At 68.7% G+C, this 14,544-nt stretch carries 14 protein-coding genes; 12 read left to right on the top strand and 2 right to left on the bottom strand.

Features of this window, described 5'->3' with window-relative positions; genetic code table 11:
* Positions 1 to 16: 16 nt before the first annotated feature.
* The 6 genes from ACFQV6_RS21510 (at position 17) to ACFQV6_RS21485 (ending at position 7,881) form a co-directional block, all read left to right on the top strand.
* A complete protein-coding gene (locus tag ACFQV6_RS21510) occupies positions 17 to 307 on the top strand; it encodes a hypothetical protein (RefSeq protein ID WP_378029321.1) in 291 nt (96 codons plus the stop codon).
* Positions 304 to 2,988: an alanine--tRNA ligase gene (gene alaS, locus ACFQV6_RS21505; RefSeq protein WP_378029320.1), complete on the top strand. Its 2,685-nt coding sequence runs from the start codon at positions 304 to 306 to the stop codon at positions 2,986 to 2,988. Before ACFQV6_RS21510 ends, alaS begins: the two co-directional genes overlap by 4 nt.
* Before the next feature lie 204 nt (positions 2,989 to 3,192).
* Entirely contained in the window at positions 3,193 to 3,654 is a 462-nt protein-coding gene (gene ruvX / locus ACFQV6_RS21500) for a Holliday junction resolvase RuvX (protein ID WP_378029319.1), read from the top strand.
* A 1-nt stretch (position 3,655) separates the two neighbouring features.
* Complete coding sequence (gene mltG, locus ACFQV6_RS21495; protein ID WP_378029318.1) at positions 3,656 to 4,834, top strand: endolytic transglycosylase MltG; 1,179 nt, start codon at positions 3,656 to 3,658, stop codon at positions 4,832 to 4,834.
* Positions 4,835 to 5,077: 243 nt separating this feature from the next.
* Positions 5,078 to 6,259 carry an endolytic transglycosylase MltG gene (gene mltG, locus ACFQV6_RS21490; protein WP_378029317.1) on the top strand — a complete coding sequence of 394 codons (1,182 nt, stop codon included), beginning with the start codon at positions 5,078 to 5,080 and terminating at the stop codon, positions 6,257 to 6,259.
* A gap of 740 nt (positions 6,260 to 6,999) precedes the next feature.
* Positions 7,000 to 7,881: a shikimate dehydrogenase gene (locus ACFQV6_RS21485; protein WP_378029316.1), complete on the top strand. Its 882-nt coding sequence runs from the start codon at positions 7,000 to 7,002 to the stop codon at positions 7,879 to 7,881.
* 101 nt (positions 7,882 to 7,982) lie between these two features.
* On the opposite strand, the gene ACFQV6_RS21480 is transcribed toward ACFQV6_RS21485, so the two are convergent.
* Positions 7,983 to 9,203: a multidrug effflux MFS transporter gene (locus ACFQV6_RS21480; RefSeq protein ID WP_378029315.1), complete on the bottom strand. Its 1,221-nt coding sequence runs from the start codon at positions 9,201 to 9,203 to the stop codon at positions 7,983 to 7,985.
* A 134-nt stretch (positions 9,204 to 9,337) separates the two neighbouring features.
* Here ACFQV6_RS21480 and aroC point away from each other — a divergent pair, with 134 nt between their 5' ends.
* Positions 9,338 to 10,516 carry a chorismate synthase gene (aroC, locus tag ACFQV6_RS21475; RefSeq protein WP_378029314.1) on the top strand — a complete coding sequence of 393 codons (1,179 nt, stop codon included), beginning with the start codon at positions 9,338 to 9,340 and terminating at the stop codon, positions 10,514 to 10,516.
* A complete protein-coding gene (locus ACFQV6_RS21470) occupies positions 10,516 to 11,019 on the top strand; it encodes a shikimate kinase (RefSeq protein WP_378029313.1) in 504 nt (167 codons plus the stop codon). Before aroC ends, ACFQV6_RS21470 begins: the two co-directional genes overlap by 1 nt.
* 26 nt (positions 11,020 to 11,045) lie before the next feature.
* Here ACFQV6_RS21470 and ACFQV6_RS21465 read toward each other — a convergent pair whose 3' ends face one another.
* Positions 11,046 to 11,753 (bottom strand): Clp protease N-terminal domain-containing protein, encoded by a 708-nt coding sequence (locus ACFQV6_RS21465; RefSeq protein ID WP_378029312.1) that lies wholly within the window; start codon positions 11,751 to 11,753, stop codon positions 11,046 to 11,048.
* Positions 11,754 to 11,864: 111 nt separating this feature from the next.
* On the opposite strand from ACFQV6_RS21465, the gene aroB reads away from it, so the two are divergent.
* The 4 genes from aroB to nusB all read left to right on the top strand — a co-directional run bounded on the left by aroB (position 11,865) and on the right by nusB (position 14,424).
* Positions 11,865 to 12,941 carry a 3-dehydroquinate synthase gene (aroB, locus tag ACFQV6_RS21460; RefSeq protein WP_378029372.1) on the top strand — a complete coding sequence of 359 codons (1,077 nt, stop codon included), beginning with the start codon at positions 11,865 to 11,867 and terminating at the stop codon, positions 12,939 to 12,941.
* On the top strand, positions 12,938 to 13,357 hold the full coding sequence (gene aroQ, locus ACFQV6_RS21455; RefSeq protein WP_378029311.1) for a type II 3-dehydroquinate dehydratase: 420 nt from the start codon (positions 12,938 to 12,940) through the stop codon (positions 13,355 to 13,357). Before aroB ends, aroQ begins: the two co-directional genes overlap by 4 nt.
* A gap of 75 nt (positions 13,358 to 13,432) precedes the next feature.
* Entirely contained in the window at positions 13,433 to 13,990 is a 558-nt protein-coding gene (gene efp / locus ACFQV6_RS21450) for an elongation factor P (RefSeq protein WP_378029310.1), read from the top strand.
* Positions 13,990 to 14,424 (top strand): transcription antitermination factor NusB, encoded by a 435-nt coding sequence (gene nusB / locus ACFQV6_RS21445; RefSeq protein ID WP_378029309.1) that lies wholly within the window; start codon positions 13,990 to 13,992, stop codon positions 14,422 to 14,424. The genes efp and nusB overlap by 1 nt, the downstream gene beginning before the upstream one ends.
* Positions 14,425 to 14,544: the final 120 nt, after the last annotated feature.

Here is a 14,544-nt window from a genome sequence, read left to right as displayed (position 1 = left end):
CAAGGGGAACGCCGTCATGAAACGCCTGCTCTGGCTCGGTGTCGGCCTGGCCGTCGGCGCCATCGTCGTCCGCAAGCTCAACCAGAAGGCCAACGAGTTCAGCCCCAGCGGCATCGCCACCTCGCTCTCGGAATCCGCTGGCGGGCTCGTGGAGTCGCTGCGAAGCTTCGTGGAGGACGTCCGCGACGGCATGGCCGAGCGGGAGCAGCAGATCCACGAGGCGTTCGCCGCGGGGGAGCTGTACGAGGACAAGTTCGCCGATCTCCGCGAGGATGCGGGGCCCGGCTCGCAGGAGGGGATTCGATGAAGACGGCGGAGATCAAGCGGCGCTATCTCGCGCATTTCGAGGCGAACGGGCACACGGTGGTCCCGAGTGCCCCGCTGCCGGCCATCGAGGACCCGAACCTGCTGTTCATCAACGCCGGCATGGTCCAGTTCGTGCCGTTCTTCCTGGGGCAGCAGACCCCGCCGTACTCACGCGCGGTGAGCGTGCAGAAGTGCATCCGGACGCCGGACATCGACGAGGTCGGCAAGACCAGCCGGCACGGCACGTTCTTCCAGATGAACGGCAACTTCTCGTTCGGCGACTACTTCAAGGCGGGCGCGATCCCGCTGGCGTGGGAGCTGTCGACCAAGCCTGTCGAGCAGGGTGGTTTCGGGCTGGACCCGGAGCGGATCTGGGCGACGGTCTACCTCGACGACGAAGAGGCCATCGAGATCTGGAAGCAGACCGGGATGCCGGCGGAACGGATCGTGCGCCGCGGCAAGAAGGACAACTTCTGGTCGATGGGCATCCCGGGTCCGGCGGGCCCGTGCTCCGAGCTGTACTACGACCGTGGTCCCGACTACGGCGCCTCCGGTGGCCCGGAAGTGGACGAGGACCGGTACCTGGAGTACTGGAACCTGGTCTTCATGCAGTACGAGATCAACAATGTGAAGTCGAAGGAGGACTTCACGATCGTCGGTGACCTGCCGAAGCAGAACATCGACACCGGCATGGGCCTGGAGCGCATCGCGTCGATCCTCCAGGGTGTCGACAACCTGTACGAGATCGACGAGGTCCGTCCGATCCTGGCTCGCGCCGCGGAGATGACCGGCAAGGACTACGGGAAGCAGTCCGGTCACGCGGCCAACCAGTCGCACCCGGACGATGTTCGGCTGCGGGTGATCGCCGACCACGTGCGCACCGCGCTGATGCTGATCGGCGACGGTGTGGTGCCGTCCAACGAGGGCCGCGGTTACGTGCTGCGGCGCATCATGCGGCGGGCGATCCGGTCGATCCGGCTGCTCGGCTGGCAGGAGCCGGCGCTGCCGATCCTGCTGCCGATCGCGCGTGACTGCATGTCCCCGTCGTACCCGGAGCTGGCCGAGGAGTTCGGGCGGATCTCCACGTACGCGTACGCGGAGGAGGACGCGTTCCTCTCCACGCTGCGGGCGGGCACGACGATCCTGGACACCGCTCTTGCCGAAACGCGCAAAAAGGGCGACCAAAAGCTGTCTGGCGCCCAGGCGTTCAAGCTGCACGACACCTACGGCTTCCCGATCGACCTGACCCTGGAGATCGCGCAGGAGCAGGGCCTGCAGGTCGACCAGGACGGCTTCCGCCGGCTGATGGCCGAGCAGAAGTCGGCGGCGAAGGCGGACGCGGCGGCGCGCAAGACGGGCCACGCGGACCTCTCGGCGTACCGGTCGGCGCTGGACGCGGGCGGCCCGGTCGAGTTCACCGGCTATCAGGAGGTCAGCCGGGAGTCCCGGGTGCGCGCCCTGATCGGCTCCTCCGGGAGCGTCGAGGTCGCGGGCGAGGGCGAGTTCGTCGAGCTGGTGCTCGACACCACGCCGTTCTACGCCGAGGGCGGTGGCCAGCAGTCGGACACCGGCCTGATCAACGTGGGCGGCGGACGGCTCGAGGTGGTCGACGTGCAGCAGCCGCTGCCGGGCCTGATCGTGCACAAGGCGCGGGTCGTCAGCGGTGAGGTGCGTACCGGCGAGAGCGGCCTCGCGGAGATCGACATCGACCGGCGCAAGGCGATCTCCCGGTCGCACACCGCCACCCACCTGGTGCACCAGACGATGCGCAACTTCCTCGGCGAGTCGGCCACCCAGGCGGGTTCGCTGAACGCGCCGGGCCGGCTGCGGTTCGACTTCCACACGCCGGGCGCGGTCAACCCGTCGGTGCTGTTCGACGTGGAGCAGCAGATCAACGAGGTGCTGCTGCGCGACCTCGAGGTGCATGCGTTCGTCACCTCCCAGGAGGAAGCCCGCCGGCTGGGTGCGATGGCGCTCTTCGGTGAGAAGTACGGCGATGAGGTCCGTGTGGTTGAGGTCGGTGACTACGCGCGTGAACTCTGCGGCGGTACGCACGTCGCCCGCTCCGGTCAGCTCGGTCTCGTGAAAATTCTCACCGAGGCGTCGATCGGCTCCGGCGTACGCCGGGTCGAGGCGCTCGTCGGCATCGACGCGTTCGGCTTCCTGGCCAAGGAGCACCTGCTGGTGTCCCGCCTGGCCGAGCTGTTCCGGGTGCCGGGCGACCAGGTCGCCGACCGGGTCGAGCAGACCGTCACGGCGCTGCGCGACGCGGAGAAGGAGCTGGAGAAGCTGCGGGCGCAGATGGTGCTCGGTGGTGCCGGTGCGCTGGCCGACCAGGCGAAGGATCTGCGCGGCGTGGCGTACGTGGGTACCGAGGCGCCCGAGGGGGCGGCCGGCAACGACGTTCGCACGCTGGCGCAGGAGATCCGCGGCAAGATCGACAGCGCCCGCCCGGCGGTGGTCGCCGTGGTGTCGCGGTCCAACGGCAAGGCGTCGCTGATCGTGGCTCTCAACGGTGCCGCGAAGAGCCGGGGCCTGTCGGCGGCGGACCTGGTCAAGGGCGCGCTGTCCGGCCGGGGTGGCGGCAACGCCGACCTGGCGCAGGGCGGCGGACTGCCAGCCGCGGAGGCGCCGCGGCTGCTGGCGTGGATCGAGCAGGCGGTCGCCGACTCGGCGCAATAGTTATTGATCAGCAGCGGGCTCGTCACTCTCAGTGACGGGCCCGCTTGCTGTCGTCCGCGCTTTTTCAGGTGCGAAAAGCGTGTTCGTTAAGCTCTTGGGCGTAATTCGTGTGCCCCTGGGATAGCGCTTACTCAAGATCGGCAACTACTCTTCGCGTCTGAGGTTCGTCGAATCTGGATCAGAGCAGGATGTGCGGGTGATGGCGTGACGCAGGGCTTCGCTCGGGGCGTGCGCCTCGGCGTGGACGTGGGCCAGGTCCGGATCGGTGTGGCGAAATGCGACCCCGACGGCATCCTGGCCAGTCCGGTGGTGACGGTGGCGCGGGATCGGGAGACCGGCCCGGACGGCACTCCGAAGGACATGACGGAGCTGGCGCGGCTGGCGGCCGAGCACGAGGCGATCGAGCTCGTGGTCGGGCTGCCGGTGGACCTCAGCGGGCGTGAGGGTGTGGCGGCCGGCCACATCCGGGCGTACGTGCAGCGGCTGGCCCCGGTGATCGCGCCGTTGCCGATCGTGCTCACCGACGAGCGTATGTCCACCGTCGTCGCCAGCCGGAGGTTGTCCGAGCGGGGTGTGCGCGGCAAGCGTCAGCGCGCGGTCGTCGATCAGGCGGCCGCCGTCGAGATCCTGCAGGGCTGGTTGAACGCGCGGCGGAGGCAGGGCTGATTTGTCCGACAACATAGGACAGGCGTTCGGTGAGGGAGTGGACCGGGGGCGGTGGCGCCATCGCAAGAAGGACAGCCCCGGCAGGTCCGCCTTCATCTTCCTTATGGTGCTGCTGCTCGTCGGCGGGCTCGGCGGAGCGGCGTGGGTCGGCTACGACCGGGTGAAGGGCTTCCTCTCGGCGGAGGACTACGACGGTCCCGGCACCGGCGAGGCGGTCGTCGAGGTCCAGAAGGGTGACACCGCCACCGACATCGCCAACAACCTGCAGTCCGCGGGGGTGGTGAAGAGCGCCGCGGCCTTCATCAACGCCGCCGAGGACAATTCCGACAGCAAGAACATTCAAGTCGGATCGTACGTTCTGCGTAAGGGGATGAAGGCCAGCGACGCGCTGGTCATGCTCCTCGACCTGAAGAACAAGAACATCAACAAGGTCACGCTGCCCGAGGGCCTCACCTACCTCCAGGTGTACGACAGGCTCTCCAAGGCCAGCGGCATCCCGGTGGACGAGTTCAAGAAGGCCGGCAAGGACCCGCAGAAGCTCGGTGTGCCCGCGCTGTGGTTCAAGCGCGACGACGACAAGAAGGTCGACAAGACCAACATCGAGGGCTTCCTGTACCCGGCGACCTACGAACTGCCCAAGGACGCGGCGGCGGCCGACATCCTCAAGCTGCTCATCAAGAACTTCAACACCGAGATGACCGAACTGGACTTCGCGAACACGGCGCGGGCCAAACTCAACATCTCGCCCTACGAGGCTCTGGTGGCGGCGTCCATCGCCCAGGTCGAGGCGCTGCTCGACGAGGACATGGGCCCGGTGGCCCGGGTGCTCTACAACCGTGCCTACACCGGCAACTTCCCCTGCGGCTGCCTGCAGTTGGACAGTACGGTCAACTACTGGCTGCGTCTCAGCGGCAAGGACGCCAAATCGTCCGAGAAGCTGCTCGAGTCGGAGCTGCACGACCCGAAGAACCCGTACAACTACGACGTCAAGGGGATGGCGGTCGGTCCGATCAGCAACCCGGGCGATGTGGCGCTCCGCGGTGCGATGGCCCCGGCGAAGAGCAAATACTACTTCTTCGTGACAGTGGACCAGAAAGGCGCCATGGCGTACGGCGTGACCTATGACGACCACAAGGCCAACATTCAGACGGCTTGCAAGAATGGCATTCCGATCTGCTGACCGGCGTTGCGCGGGTACCCCCGGAGCGTTGGACACTGGTGTTCCTTCTGTTCCGGGGGTTTCGACAGAGCAATTTTCAACGGAGTGTGACCGCCGAATGAGCGCATTGTCGCCGGGGTGGGCGATGAGGCATCGATATGGGTATGGTGCCCGTCAGTGCCGGGTCACGCGGTCACTGCTCGCAGGTTTCGCTGAGACACCAACAATCCTGCGGAGCCGGCTGGACGGGCAGCGGAGGCAGACATGATCGACGAACTGGATGTGGCGTTCGACGAGGACGCCGAGAAAAGCAGACCGCGCAGGCATCGTGCGAACAAGAGCGGCGGCCGTTCGGCGGCCGCGTTCGTGATGACCTTCGTCCTGCTGGCGGTTCTCGGCGGGGGTGTCTACTTCGGCTACACGAAGGTGCGCGGCTTCTTCGTCGCCGCCGACTACGCCGGCGCCGGGACCGAGACGGTCCAGATCACGGTGGCGAAGGACTCGTCGCTCACCGAGATCGGCAACGAGCTGGTCAAGGCCGACGTCGTGAAGAGCACCAAGGCCTTCACCAACGCGGCCGAGGCCGAGCCGAAGAGCAAGAACATCCAGTCGGGGACGTACAACCTGCGCAAGCAGATGGAAGCCGAATCCGCGCTGGCCCTGATGCTCGACCCGAAGTCGCGGGTCAGCAGGGGCGTGACCATCCCCGAGGGCAAGACCGCCAAGCAGACCTACGAGCTGCTCGCCAAGGCCACCGGCATCCCGGCGAAAGACTTCGAGACCGCCGCCAAGGACCCGGAGACGCTCGGCATCCCGGACTGGTGGTTCAAGCGCACCGACGGCAAGAAGGTCTCCAAGACCGCCGAGGGCTTCCTCTTCCCCGACACCTACGAGTTCGACCCGAAAGCCACCGCCCCGCAGATCCTCCAGGTCATGGTCGACCACTTCCTCACCGTCACCGGCGAGCTCACCTTCGCCGACGACGTGCAGAAGAACCTCTCCGTGTCGCCCTACGAGGCACTCATCGTCGCCTCCCTGACGCAGGCCGAATCCGGCACCGCCGAGGACATGCCCAAGATCGCCCGGGTCGCCTACAACCGCGCCTACAAGGAGAAGATCCCGCTCCAGTTCGACGTCACCACGAACTACTGGCTGGAACTCAACGGCAAGGACCCCAAACACTCCGGCTCGCTGCTGACCAAGGAGATGGAGGACCCGAAAAACCCGTACAACACGGAGATCGTCAAGGGCCTCCCCATCGGCCCCATCAACAGCCCCGGCCGCGCAGCCCTCAGCGGCGCGGTAAAGCCGCCGGCCGGCCCGTGGATCTTCTTCGTCGCCGTCGACCCGAAGACCAAGAAGAGCAAGTTCGCGGTCACCAACGAGGAACACGACCGCAACATCCAAGAGGCGTGCCGCAACGGCATCCCGCTCTGCAACAAATAAGGCGCGTTGTGGCGCGTTTGTGGTGCGTTGTGGTTCCTCTTTGCGTGTCTGTCCTTCCTTAGGGCAACACCTGTGTCTGTCCTTCCCTAGGGCAACACCTATTTGGTACGACCCACGGGGCTCTCAGAACCAACTACGGGGTACCCGAGCTACACCGCGACGCGCTGCAACTCCAGGCCGTCCGGCGCCCGCCGGGCTGTGACTGGGTGGTCACCCTCACCCCACCCGTCCCGCCTCTCCCCGCGCCGCCGTCCCGCCTCTCCCCGCGCCCCGCGCCGCCGTCCCGCCGCCCCGCGCCGCCGTCCCGCCGCCCCGCGCCGCCGTCCCGCCGCCCCGCGCCGCCGCGCCCCCGCCGTGTTGCTGTGTTAGTGGGTGCACACGTTGGGGGTGTGTGTGCGTTTACCCACGTCATAGGCCTTGTCGGCGCACACGCAACCCCAATGTGTGCAGCTGTTGACGTCAACGCGCCGCTTGACTGGTCCGAGGACGCTCAGCGCGGCGGTCAAGGGCGTCGCAACCGTGATCAATGTGGACTCGGGTGGCGGATGAGGGTGGAGCGGGGGGTGCGGGACTCGAATGGGTGGACTTGGGGGGAGTGCGGGTGGGATGGCACACGCGGTTGCGGGCGGGGTGTGGGGGCCGGGGTCGGGTGGAGGCTTGGGCGTACTGATGGAAAAGCGTGATCGGAACGCCTGCCGCGCCCCGCGTGGGGGTGTGACCGGGAGCCGTAGAGTGGGCGCGTGCAGAGCCAACACGAGACCCCGGCTGTCGGCCGGAAGGCCGCTGTGTGCGGGAAGCCGATTGCTCACTCGCTGTCCCCGGTGATCCACAATGCTGGGTTCGCCGCGAGTGGGCTGACCGGCTGGACGTACGAGGCTATCGAGTGTGCCGAGTCGGAGCTGCCCGACCTGGTGGCCGGTCTGGGTCCGGAGTGGGCCGGCCTGTCGTTGACCATGCCGCTCAAGGAGACCGCGCTGCGGATCGCCGACGTTGCTACGCCGGTGGCGATCGCGGCGGGGGTGGCGAACACGCTGGTTCGGCAGGCGGACGGTGCCTGGCACGCGGACAACACGGACATCGGTGGCATGGTGCGGGTGCTGCGTGAGGCGGGGCTCGGTGTGAGCCGGGGCCGGCACGCGGTGAAGGAGGCGCCGCCGCGGATCACCGTGCTCGGTGGTGGCGGGACGGCGCGGGCTGCCCTCGCGGCGGCGGCTGAGCTGGGTGCCGAGTCGGTGGTGGTGGTGACCCGCCGGCCGGAGGCGCGCGAGGAGCTGGAGCCGGTCGCGGTGGCGCTGGGTGTCAAGCTGGAGACCGTCGCCTGGTCGGACGCGCCGGGTGCGTTCGACGCCGACGCGATCATCTCGACGGTGCCGAAAGGTGCCGCCGACGAGCTGACGGATCAGGTGAAGTGGCGGGTCGGGAGTGTGTACTTCGACGCCCTCTACGACCCGTGGCCAACGCCGCTCGCTGCCGGTGCCACGGCGGCGGAGGTGCCCGTCTTCTCCGGGCTGGATCTGCTGCTCGCCCAGGCGCTCAGCCAGTTCGAACAGTTCACCGCAGTGGACGCGGCGCCCGAAGAAGCGATGCGGGCCGCACTCGACGAAGCCATCAAGAACCGCTGACGGCCAGCCGCGGCGAAGCCATCAAGAACCGCTGGCGGGCGAGCGGCGCGCGAAGAACCGCTGGCGGACGGCCGGCGCGTCAAGAGCCGTCGGCGGCACTCTCAAGAGCCGGTGGCGGCGGGGCGGTGGGTGGCGCCTCGGGTCAGGATCAGGGTGGAGAGCAGCGCGGCGGCGGCAAACGAAATGATCACTATGCTCATCGGGACGCCCTGGCCCGGGTCGCCGAGGCCGGCGAGTGGGGCCGCCGCTGAGGCGATCACCGACTGGACGCCGCCGAGCAGGGCGGCCGCCGCGCCGGCGTTGGCCGGGTAGCGGTCGAGGGCCAGCGCGGCCGTGTTCGGCTGGATGACGGCGATTGCTCCGACCAGCAGGAACAGGCCGGCGGCGAGGACCGCGAGGTTGCCGAGGACGGCGCCGAGCAGGGACAGCACGCCGGCCACCGACTGGACGCCGAGACCCAGGAACATCAGGCGGGTCAGGCTCCACCGGTTGAGCAGCCAGTTGTTGGCCTGGCTCAGGATGATCAGGCCGACCGCGTTCGCCCCGAACAGCAGGCTGTAGGCGGTGGGTGACAGTCCATAACCCTCCTGCAGGACGAACGAGGAACCGGAGATGTAGGCGAAGAGCGCAGCGAACGTGAAGGACTGAGCTAACGCGTACCCCAGGAAGGTTTTGTCCTTGAAGAGCGTGCGCGCGGTGCGCCCGATCGTGGAGAGGCCGCCGGGACTGCGCCGCTCGGGTGGCAGCGTCTCCGGAAGCGCGATCGCGACGAGCAGGGTGAGCAGCACCGCGATGATGCCGAGCGCCACGAAAACGCCGTGCCACGACGTCAGCCGCAGGACCAGGCTGCCCAGGCTCGGTGCCGCGATCGGCGCCAGCCCGAAGACCAGCGTGAGGCTGGAGAACAGTTTCGCCGCCGCCGCGCCCGAGCTGACGTCGCGCACCACCGCGCGGGCGATGACCACGCCGACTCCGCCGGCAAGACCCTGCAGCAGGCGCAAGCCGGTCAGGGCCGGCGCTGTCGGGGCGAGGGCGATCAGGAAGGAAAACATCGCGTACGCCGAGAGGCCAACCACGACCGGACGCCTGCGCCCCCACCTGTCGCTCAGCGGCCCGAAGATCAGCTGGCCGAGCGCCATCCCCACCAGGCACGAGGTGAGCGACAGCTGCACCTCGCTCGGGGTGACCCCCAGATCGCGGGCGAGCTCGGGCAGCGCCGGCAGATACATATCCAGCGAGAGCGGCCCGATCGTCGTGATCAGCCCGAGGATGACCACGAGCAGCCAGCGGCTCGTCTTCTTCTCCTCGGCGACTGTGGTCACGGCCGCGAACTTACGTCGGGGGTACGACGTTTTTCCGCCGGTGTGACGAGGGACTCCGCCGTTCGGGTGTCCGGCAGGCGGGATGACGCCGACCGCATGCCACCCGGTGCGCGTGCCGTGCCAGACTGTCACCCGTGTTGCGCTGGCTTACCGCAGGTGAATCGCACGGACCGGCGCTCGTCGCGCTGATGGAGGGTGTTCCCGCCGGGGTGGAGGTGACGAGCGCGGACATCACCCGTGACCTCGTGCGCCGCCGCCTGGGTTACGGGCGCGGCGCCCGGATGAAGTTCGAGCGGGACGAGATCGAGGTCATCGGCGGCCTCCGGCACGGTGTCACGCTGGGCAGCCCGGTGGCGATCCGCGTGGGCAACACCGAGTGGCCCAAGTGGGAGACCGTCATGGCGGCCGACCCGGTCGACCCGGCGGAGCTGGCCGCGCAGGCCCGCAACGCGCCGCTGACCCGGCCGCGCCCCGGTCACGCCGACCTGGCCGGCATGCAGAAGTACGGGCACACCGACGCCCGCCCGATTCTCGAGCGCGCCAGCGCCCGGGAGACCGCGGCCCGCGTCGCCGTCGGTGTGGTCGCGAAGCACCTGATCAAGCAGGCGCTCGGCATCGACATCGTCTCGCACGTGATCGAGCTCGGCTCGGTCGCCGCGAAACCGGGCCTGATCCCGACCCCCGACGACTTCGAGCGCATCGACGCGGACCCGCTGCGCTGCCTCGACCCGGAGGCCAGCGCCCGCATGGTCGCCGAGGTCGACGCCGCCAAGCAGGACGCGGACACGCTCGGCGGCATCGTCGAGGTCCTGGCGTACAACGTGCCGCCCGGCCTCGGCTCCCACGTCCAGTGGGACCGCAAGCTGGACGCCCGCCTGGCCACCGCCCTCATGTCGATCCAGTCCGTCAAGGGCGTCGAGATCGGCGACGGCTTCACCCAGGCACGCTCCCGCGGCTCGGTCGCCCACGACGAGATCATCCCGACCGCGGACGGCGTCCGGCGTGTCACCGACCGCGCCGGCGGCCTCGAGGGCGGCATCACCAACGGCGAGCCGCTGCGGGTCCGCGCCGCCCTGAAGCCGATCTCCTCGCTCAACCGGGCGCTGCAGACCGTCGACATCGTCACCGGCGAGGCCACCACGGCGATCAACCAGCGCTCCGACGTCTGCGCGGTCCCGGCCGGCGCCGTCGTCGCCGAGGCGATGGTCGCCCTGGTTCTCGCCGAGGCCGCCACCGAGAAGTTCGGCGGCGACTCGGTCGCTGAGATCCGGCGCAACCTGACGTCGTACCTCGACGCGCTGGTGATCCGCTGATGGCTCCGGTCGCGGTCGTGGTCGGCGTGATGGGCGCCGGCAAGACCACCGTCGGCGCCGCGGTCGCCGCCCGCCTGGGCGTGCCCTTCGCCGACACCGACACGATCATCGAGGAGCGCGCCGGCAAGCCGATCCCGGAGCTGTTCGTCGACGACGGCGAGGCCGCGTTCCGCGCCCTGGAACGCACCGTCGTGGCCGAGACCCTGGAGACCTTCCCGGGCGTGCTCGCGCTGGGCGGCGGCGCCATCCTGGACGACGGTACGAGGAAGCTGCTCGCCGAACACACCGTCGTCTTCCTGTCCGTGGAACTGACCGACGCGATCAAGCGGGTCGGCATGGGCGCCGGCCGCCCGCTGCTGGCCATCAACCCCCGCGCGACGCTGAAGTACCTGATGGACCAGCGCAAGCCCCTCTACCTGGAGGTGGCGAACCACACGATCGCGACGGACGGGCGCGAGCCCGGTGACATCGCGACCGAAGTGGTCACTCTGCTCGGGGCCTAGCCCGCGGCCCGGCACGGACCCAGCCTTCAGTCGAGGCGGGTTTCCAGTCGCTCGATGCGCTGGATCAGCGGTGCCAGTTCGGCACGGACGGCCTGAAGCAGGGCCGAGGGCTCGGCGCTGGGGGTGGTGGCGCGCAGGTGGGCGTATCCGGCGACAGCGGCAGCGACGGTACGCCTCGCTGCTTTGCCGTCGACGGCGCGGGAGCGGAGCAGGGTGCCGGCGGTGCCGTCGGGTTCGGTGGCCAGGCCGATGAGCAGGTGCTCGCAGCCGACGTAGTTGTGACCGAAACCGATCGCCTCGCCGACGCTGAGTTCGAGGGCGACAGCCGCGGCGGAGCTGAACCGCAGGGAGCCGGCGGTGGACGGCGGTTCCGGTGTGGACGGGGCGGTCAGCGACTCGGGGGCGACGTCCATCGCGGTGAGGATCTGGAGGGCGAGGTTCTGGCCCTCGGTGAGGACGCCGTGCAGCAGGTCGCCGGTGGTGACCGCGGCGGCGCCGGTCTCCTGGGCGCGGCGGACAGCGAGGGTCAGTGCCGTCACCAGGCGTGGGGTGAAGCTGGGCAGGCGCTCGGCCAGCCAGGCCGGGTCGAGTTCGTCGAGGACGGCCTGGCGGATCGTGGTGATCCGGCGGACCGCGTGCTCGAGGGCTCGCTGGCAGATCGGGGAGACGGGCAGGCCGGTCTCGCGCACGGCGTCGGCGAGATCGTCGGGCAGGTAGACGTTGATTTTCGGCATACGACGTTTGTAACCCGCTCGGGGTTACCTGTATATAACCCCATCCGAGGGGTGGAATGCGGGTGGTGGGGGCTGGCGGTCCGTCGCCGCGCCGATAGGGTGACCGCCGTGGTGAGGAGCAATCCGCCGACGCGGATCCCGGTGACTGGTGACCGTCCGTACGACGTGATCGTCGGGCGGAACCTGGAGGGCGAGCTGCCCGGCCTGATCGACGGCGCGACCCGGGTCGCGGTGCTCTATCCGCCACCGCTGCGGGAGCGCGCCGAGGCGATCGTGAAGGCCGCGGGCGTCGGTACGGTGGTGCCGATCGAGGTGCCGGACGCCGAGCGCGGCAAGTCGATCGAGGTGGCCGCTCGCTGCTGGGACGAGCTCGGAGCGGCGGGGTTCACCCGTACGGATGCGGTGGTCGGTGTTGGTGGCGGAGCGACCACCGACCTGGCCGGCTATGTCGCGGCGGCCTGGTTGCGCGGAGTTCGCTGGGTGCCGGTGGCCACGTCGGTGGCCGGCATGGTCGACGCCGCTGTCGGCGGCAAGACGGCGGTTAACATCGCGGCCGGCAAGAACCTGGTCGGCGCCTTCCACCCGCCGGCCGGCGTGATCTGCGACCTGGACGCCCTGGACACGCTGCCCGCCGAGGACGTCTCGGCCGGCCTGGCCGAGGTGGTCAAGGGCGGGTTCATCGCCGACCCGCGAATCCTGGAGCTGATCGAGGACGATCCGCGCAAGGCCCTTGACCCGCGCAGCGACGTGCTGCGTGAGCTGGTCGAACGCAAGATCACGCTGAAGGCGCACGTGGTGAGCGTCGACCTCAAGGAGTCTGGTCTGCGGGAGATCCTCAACTACGGGCACACGCTGGGGCACGCGATCGAGCGGCGCGAGAAGTACACGTGGAAGCACGGGGACGCGATCGCGGTGGGCCTGGTCTTCGCGGCCGAGCTCGGGCGGCTCACCGGGCGACTGGACGAGGCGACGGCAGCGCGGCACCGAGTGGTACTCGAAAGTTTGAACCTGCCCACGTCGTACCCCGAAGAGGCCTGGATCGACCTCCTGCCCGCCATGCGCGTCGACAAGAAGGCGCGGGCGGCGACCCTGCGGTTCGTCGTCCTCGACGGCCTGGCGAAACCGGGCATCCTGGCCGGCCCCGACGACGATCTGCTGCGCCGGGCCTACGCGGCGGTGGCCCGATGATCTACGTGCTGAACGGCCCCAACCTGGGCCGGCTCGGTCTGCGCGAGCCCGGTGTGTACGGTTCTGCCACCTATGACGACCTTGTCGGACTGTGCCAGAACGTGTCCAAGGACCTGGACGTGACCGTCGAGGTACGGCAGACGAACGCCGAGCATGAGATGTTGGAGTGGCTCTACCAGGCCGCCGACGAGGGCGCTGACGTGGTGCTCAATCCGGGCGCCTGGACGCACTACAACTACGCCGTCCGTGACGCGTGCTCGATGCTGCGCGGCAAGCTCATCGAGGTGCACATCTCGAACATTCACACCCGAGAGGAATTTCGCCACCATTCGGTGATTTCGGCGGTCGCGACCGGAGTGATAGCAGGGCTCGGTTTCGACGGCTACCGTCTGGCGCTGGAACACATCGCGCGGTAAGCCCGATTCGCTGGGAACGGGCCCGCGCCGCTAGACTCGTTCGGTCACCGATTCGCGTCAAGATCAAGGTAGGACATGGCTTCCACCAACGACCTGAAGAACGGCCTGGTGCTCAACCTCGATGGCGAGCTGTGGGCCGTCGTGGAGTTCCAGCACGTCAAGCCGGGCAAGGGTCCCGCGTTCGTGCGGACCACGCTGAAGCACGTCCTCTCCGGCAAGGTCGTCGACAAGACCTTCAACGCCGGCACCAAGGTCGAGACGGCGACCGTGGACAAGCGCACCATGCAGTACCTGTACCAGGACGGCGAAGACTACGTCTTCATGGACCTCGACACGTTCGACCAGATCACCGTCTCCGGCGGCACGGTCGGCGAGAACGCCAACTACCTGCTGCCCGAGGCCGAGGCCACGGTCGCCACGCACGAGGGTGTGCCGCTCTACATCGAGCTGCCGACCAGCGTGTTCCTCGAGGTCACCTACACCGAGCCCGGCCTGCAGGGCGACCGCTCCACCGGCGGCACCAAACCGGCGACTGTCGAAACCGGCGCCACCGTCAACGTTCCGCTCTTCATCACCACCGGTGAGAAGATCAAGGTCGACACCCGCGACGGCCGCTACCTCGGCCGCAGCTGATGGCCGAAGGGCCCAAGAAGGAACGGCTCGCGCGTCGCAAGGCCCGCAAGCGAGCGCTGGACGTCCTCTTCGAGGCTGACCTGCGTAACCTGCCGCCGAGCCAGGTGCTTGTCACCTACCTGGACCGGATCGCCAAGCCGCACCCCGAGCACCTCGGATATGCGATCAGCCTGATCGAGGGCGTCGGCAAGCACCTCGACCGGATCGACGAGCTGATCGCCAGTTACGCCGAGGGCTGGACCATCGACCGCATGCCCGCCGTCGACCGCAATCTGGCTCGGATCGCGGTCTACGAACTTCTCTACGAACCCGACATCGACGACCCGGTGGCTATCACCGAGGCTGTGGAGCTGGCTCGGGAGATGTCGACGGACGACAGTCCCCGGTTCTTGAACGGGTTGCTTGACCGGATTGCGGCTTTCGCAACTCGGTGATTCCACCCCTTGCGGGCTGCGTCGAGACGGTCCGGGCCGATTCGGGTCCGGGCCGTTTCGCGTTTTCCGTACGGCGCTCCCGCGCCGCGTTCCGCGATCTTGTGGAGCTGTGGTGCACCG

The organism is Actinoplanes sp. GCM10030250, assembly GCF_042666575.1.
Lineage (GTDB): Bacteria > Actinomycetota > Actinomycetes > Mycobacteriales > Micromonosporaceae > Actinoplanes.
The sequence above is the reverse complement of the archived record's forward strand: the minus strand, read 5'-3'. Positions and strand labels throughout refer to the sequence as shown.

Excerpts from the sequence above, each read along its gene's own strand:
- ACFQV6_RS21510 (WP_378029321.1), top strand. The coding sequence starts at position 17 with ATGAAACGCCTGCTCTGGCTCGGTGTCGGCCTGGCCGTCGGCGCCATC.
- alaS (WP_378029320.1), top strand. The coding sequence starts at position 304 with ATGAAGACGGCGGAGATCAAGCGGCGCTATCTCGCGCATTTCGAGGCG.
- mltG (WP_378029317.1), top strand. The coding sequence starts at position 5,078 with ATGATCGACGAACTGGATGTGGCGTTCGACGAGGACGCCGAGAAAAGC.
- ACFQV6_RS21470 (WP_378029313.1), top strand. The coding sequence starts at position 10,516 with ATGGCTCCGGTCGCGGTCGTGGTCGGCGTGATGGGCGCCGGCAAGACC.
- ACFQV6_RS21465 (WP_378029312.1), bottom strand. The coding sequence starts at position 11,753 with ATGCCGAAAATCAACGTCTACCTGCCCGACGATCTCGCCGACGCCGTG.
- aroQ (WP_378029311.1), top strand. The coding sequence starts at position 12,938 with ATGATCTACGTGCTGAACGGCCCCAACCTGGGCCGGCTCGGTCTGCGC.
- efp (WP_378029310.1), top strand. The coding sequence starts at position 13,433 with ATGGCTTCCACCAACGACCTGAAGAACGGCCTGGTGCTCAACCTCGAT.
- nusB (WP_378029309.1), top strand. The coding sequence starts at position 13,990 with ATGGCCGAAGGGCCCAAGAAGGAACGGCTCGCGCGTCGCAAGGCCCGC.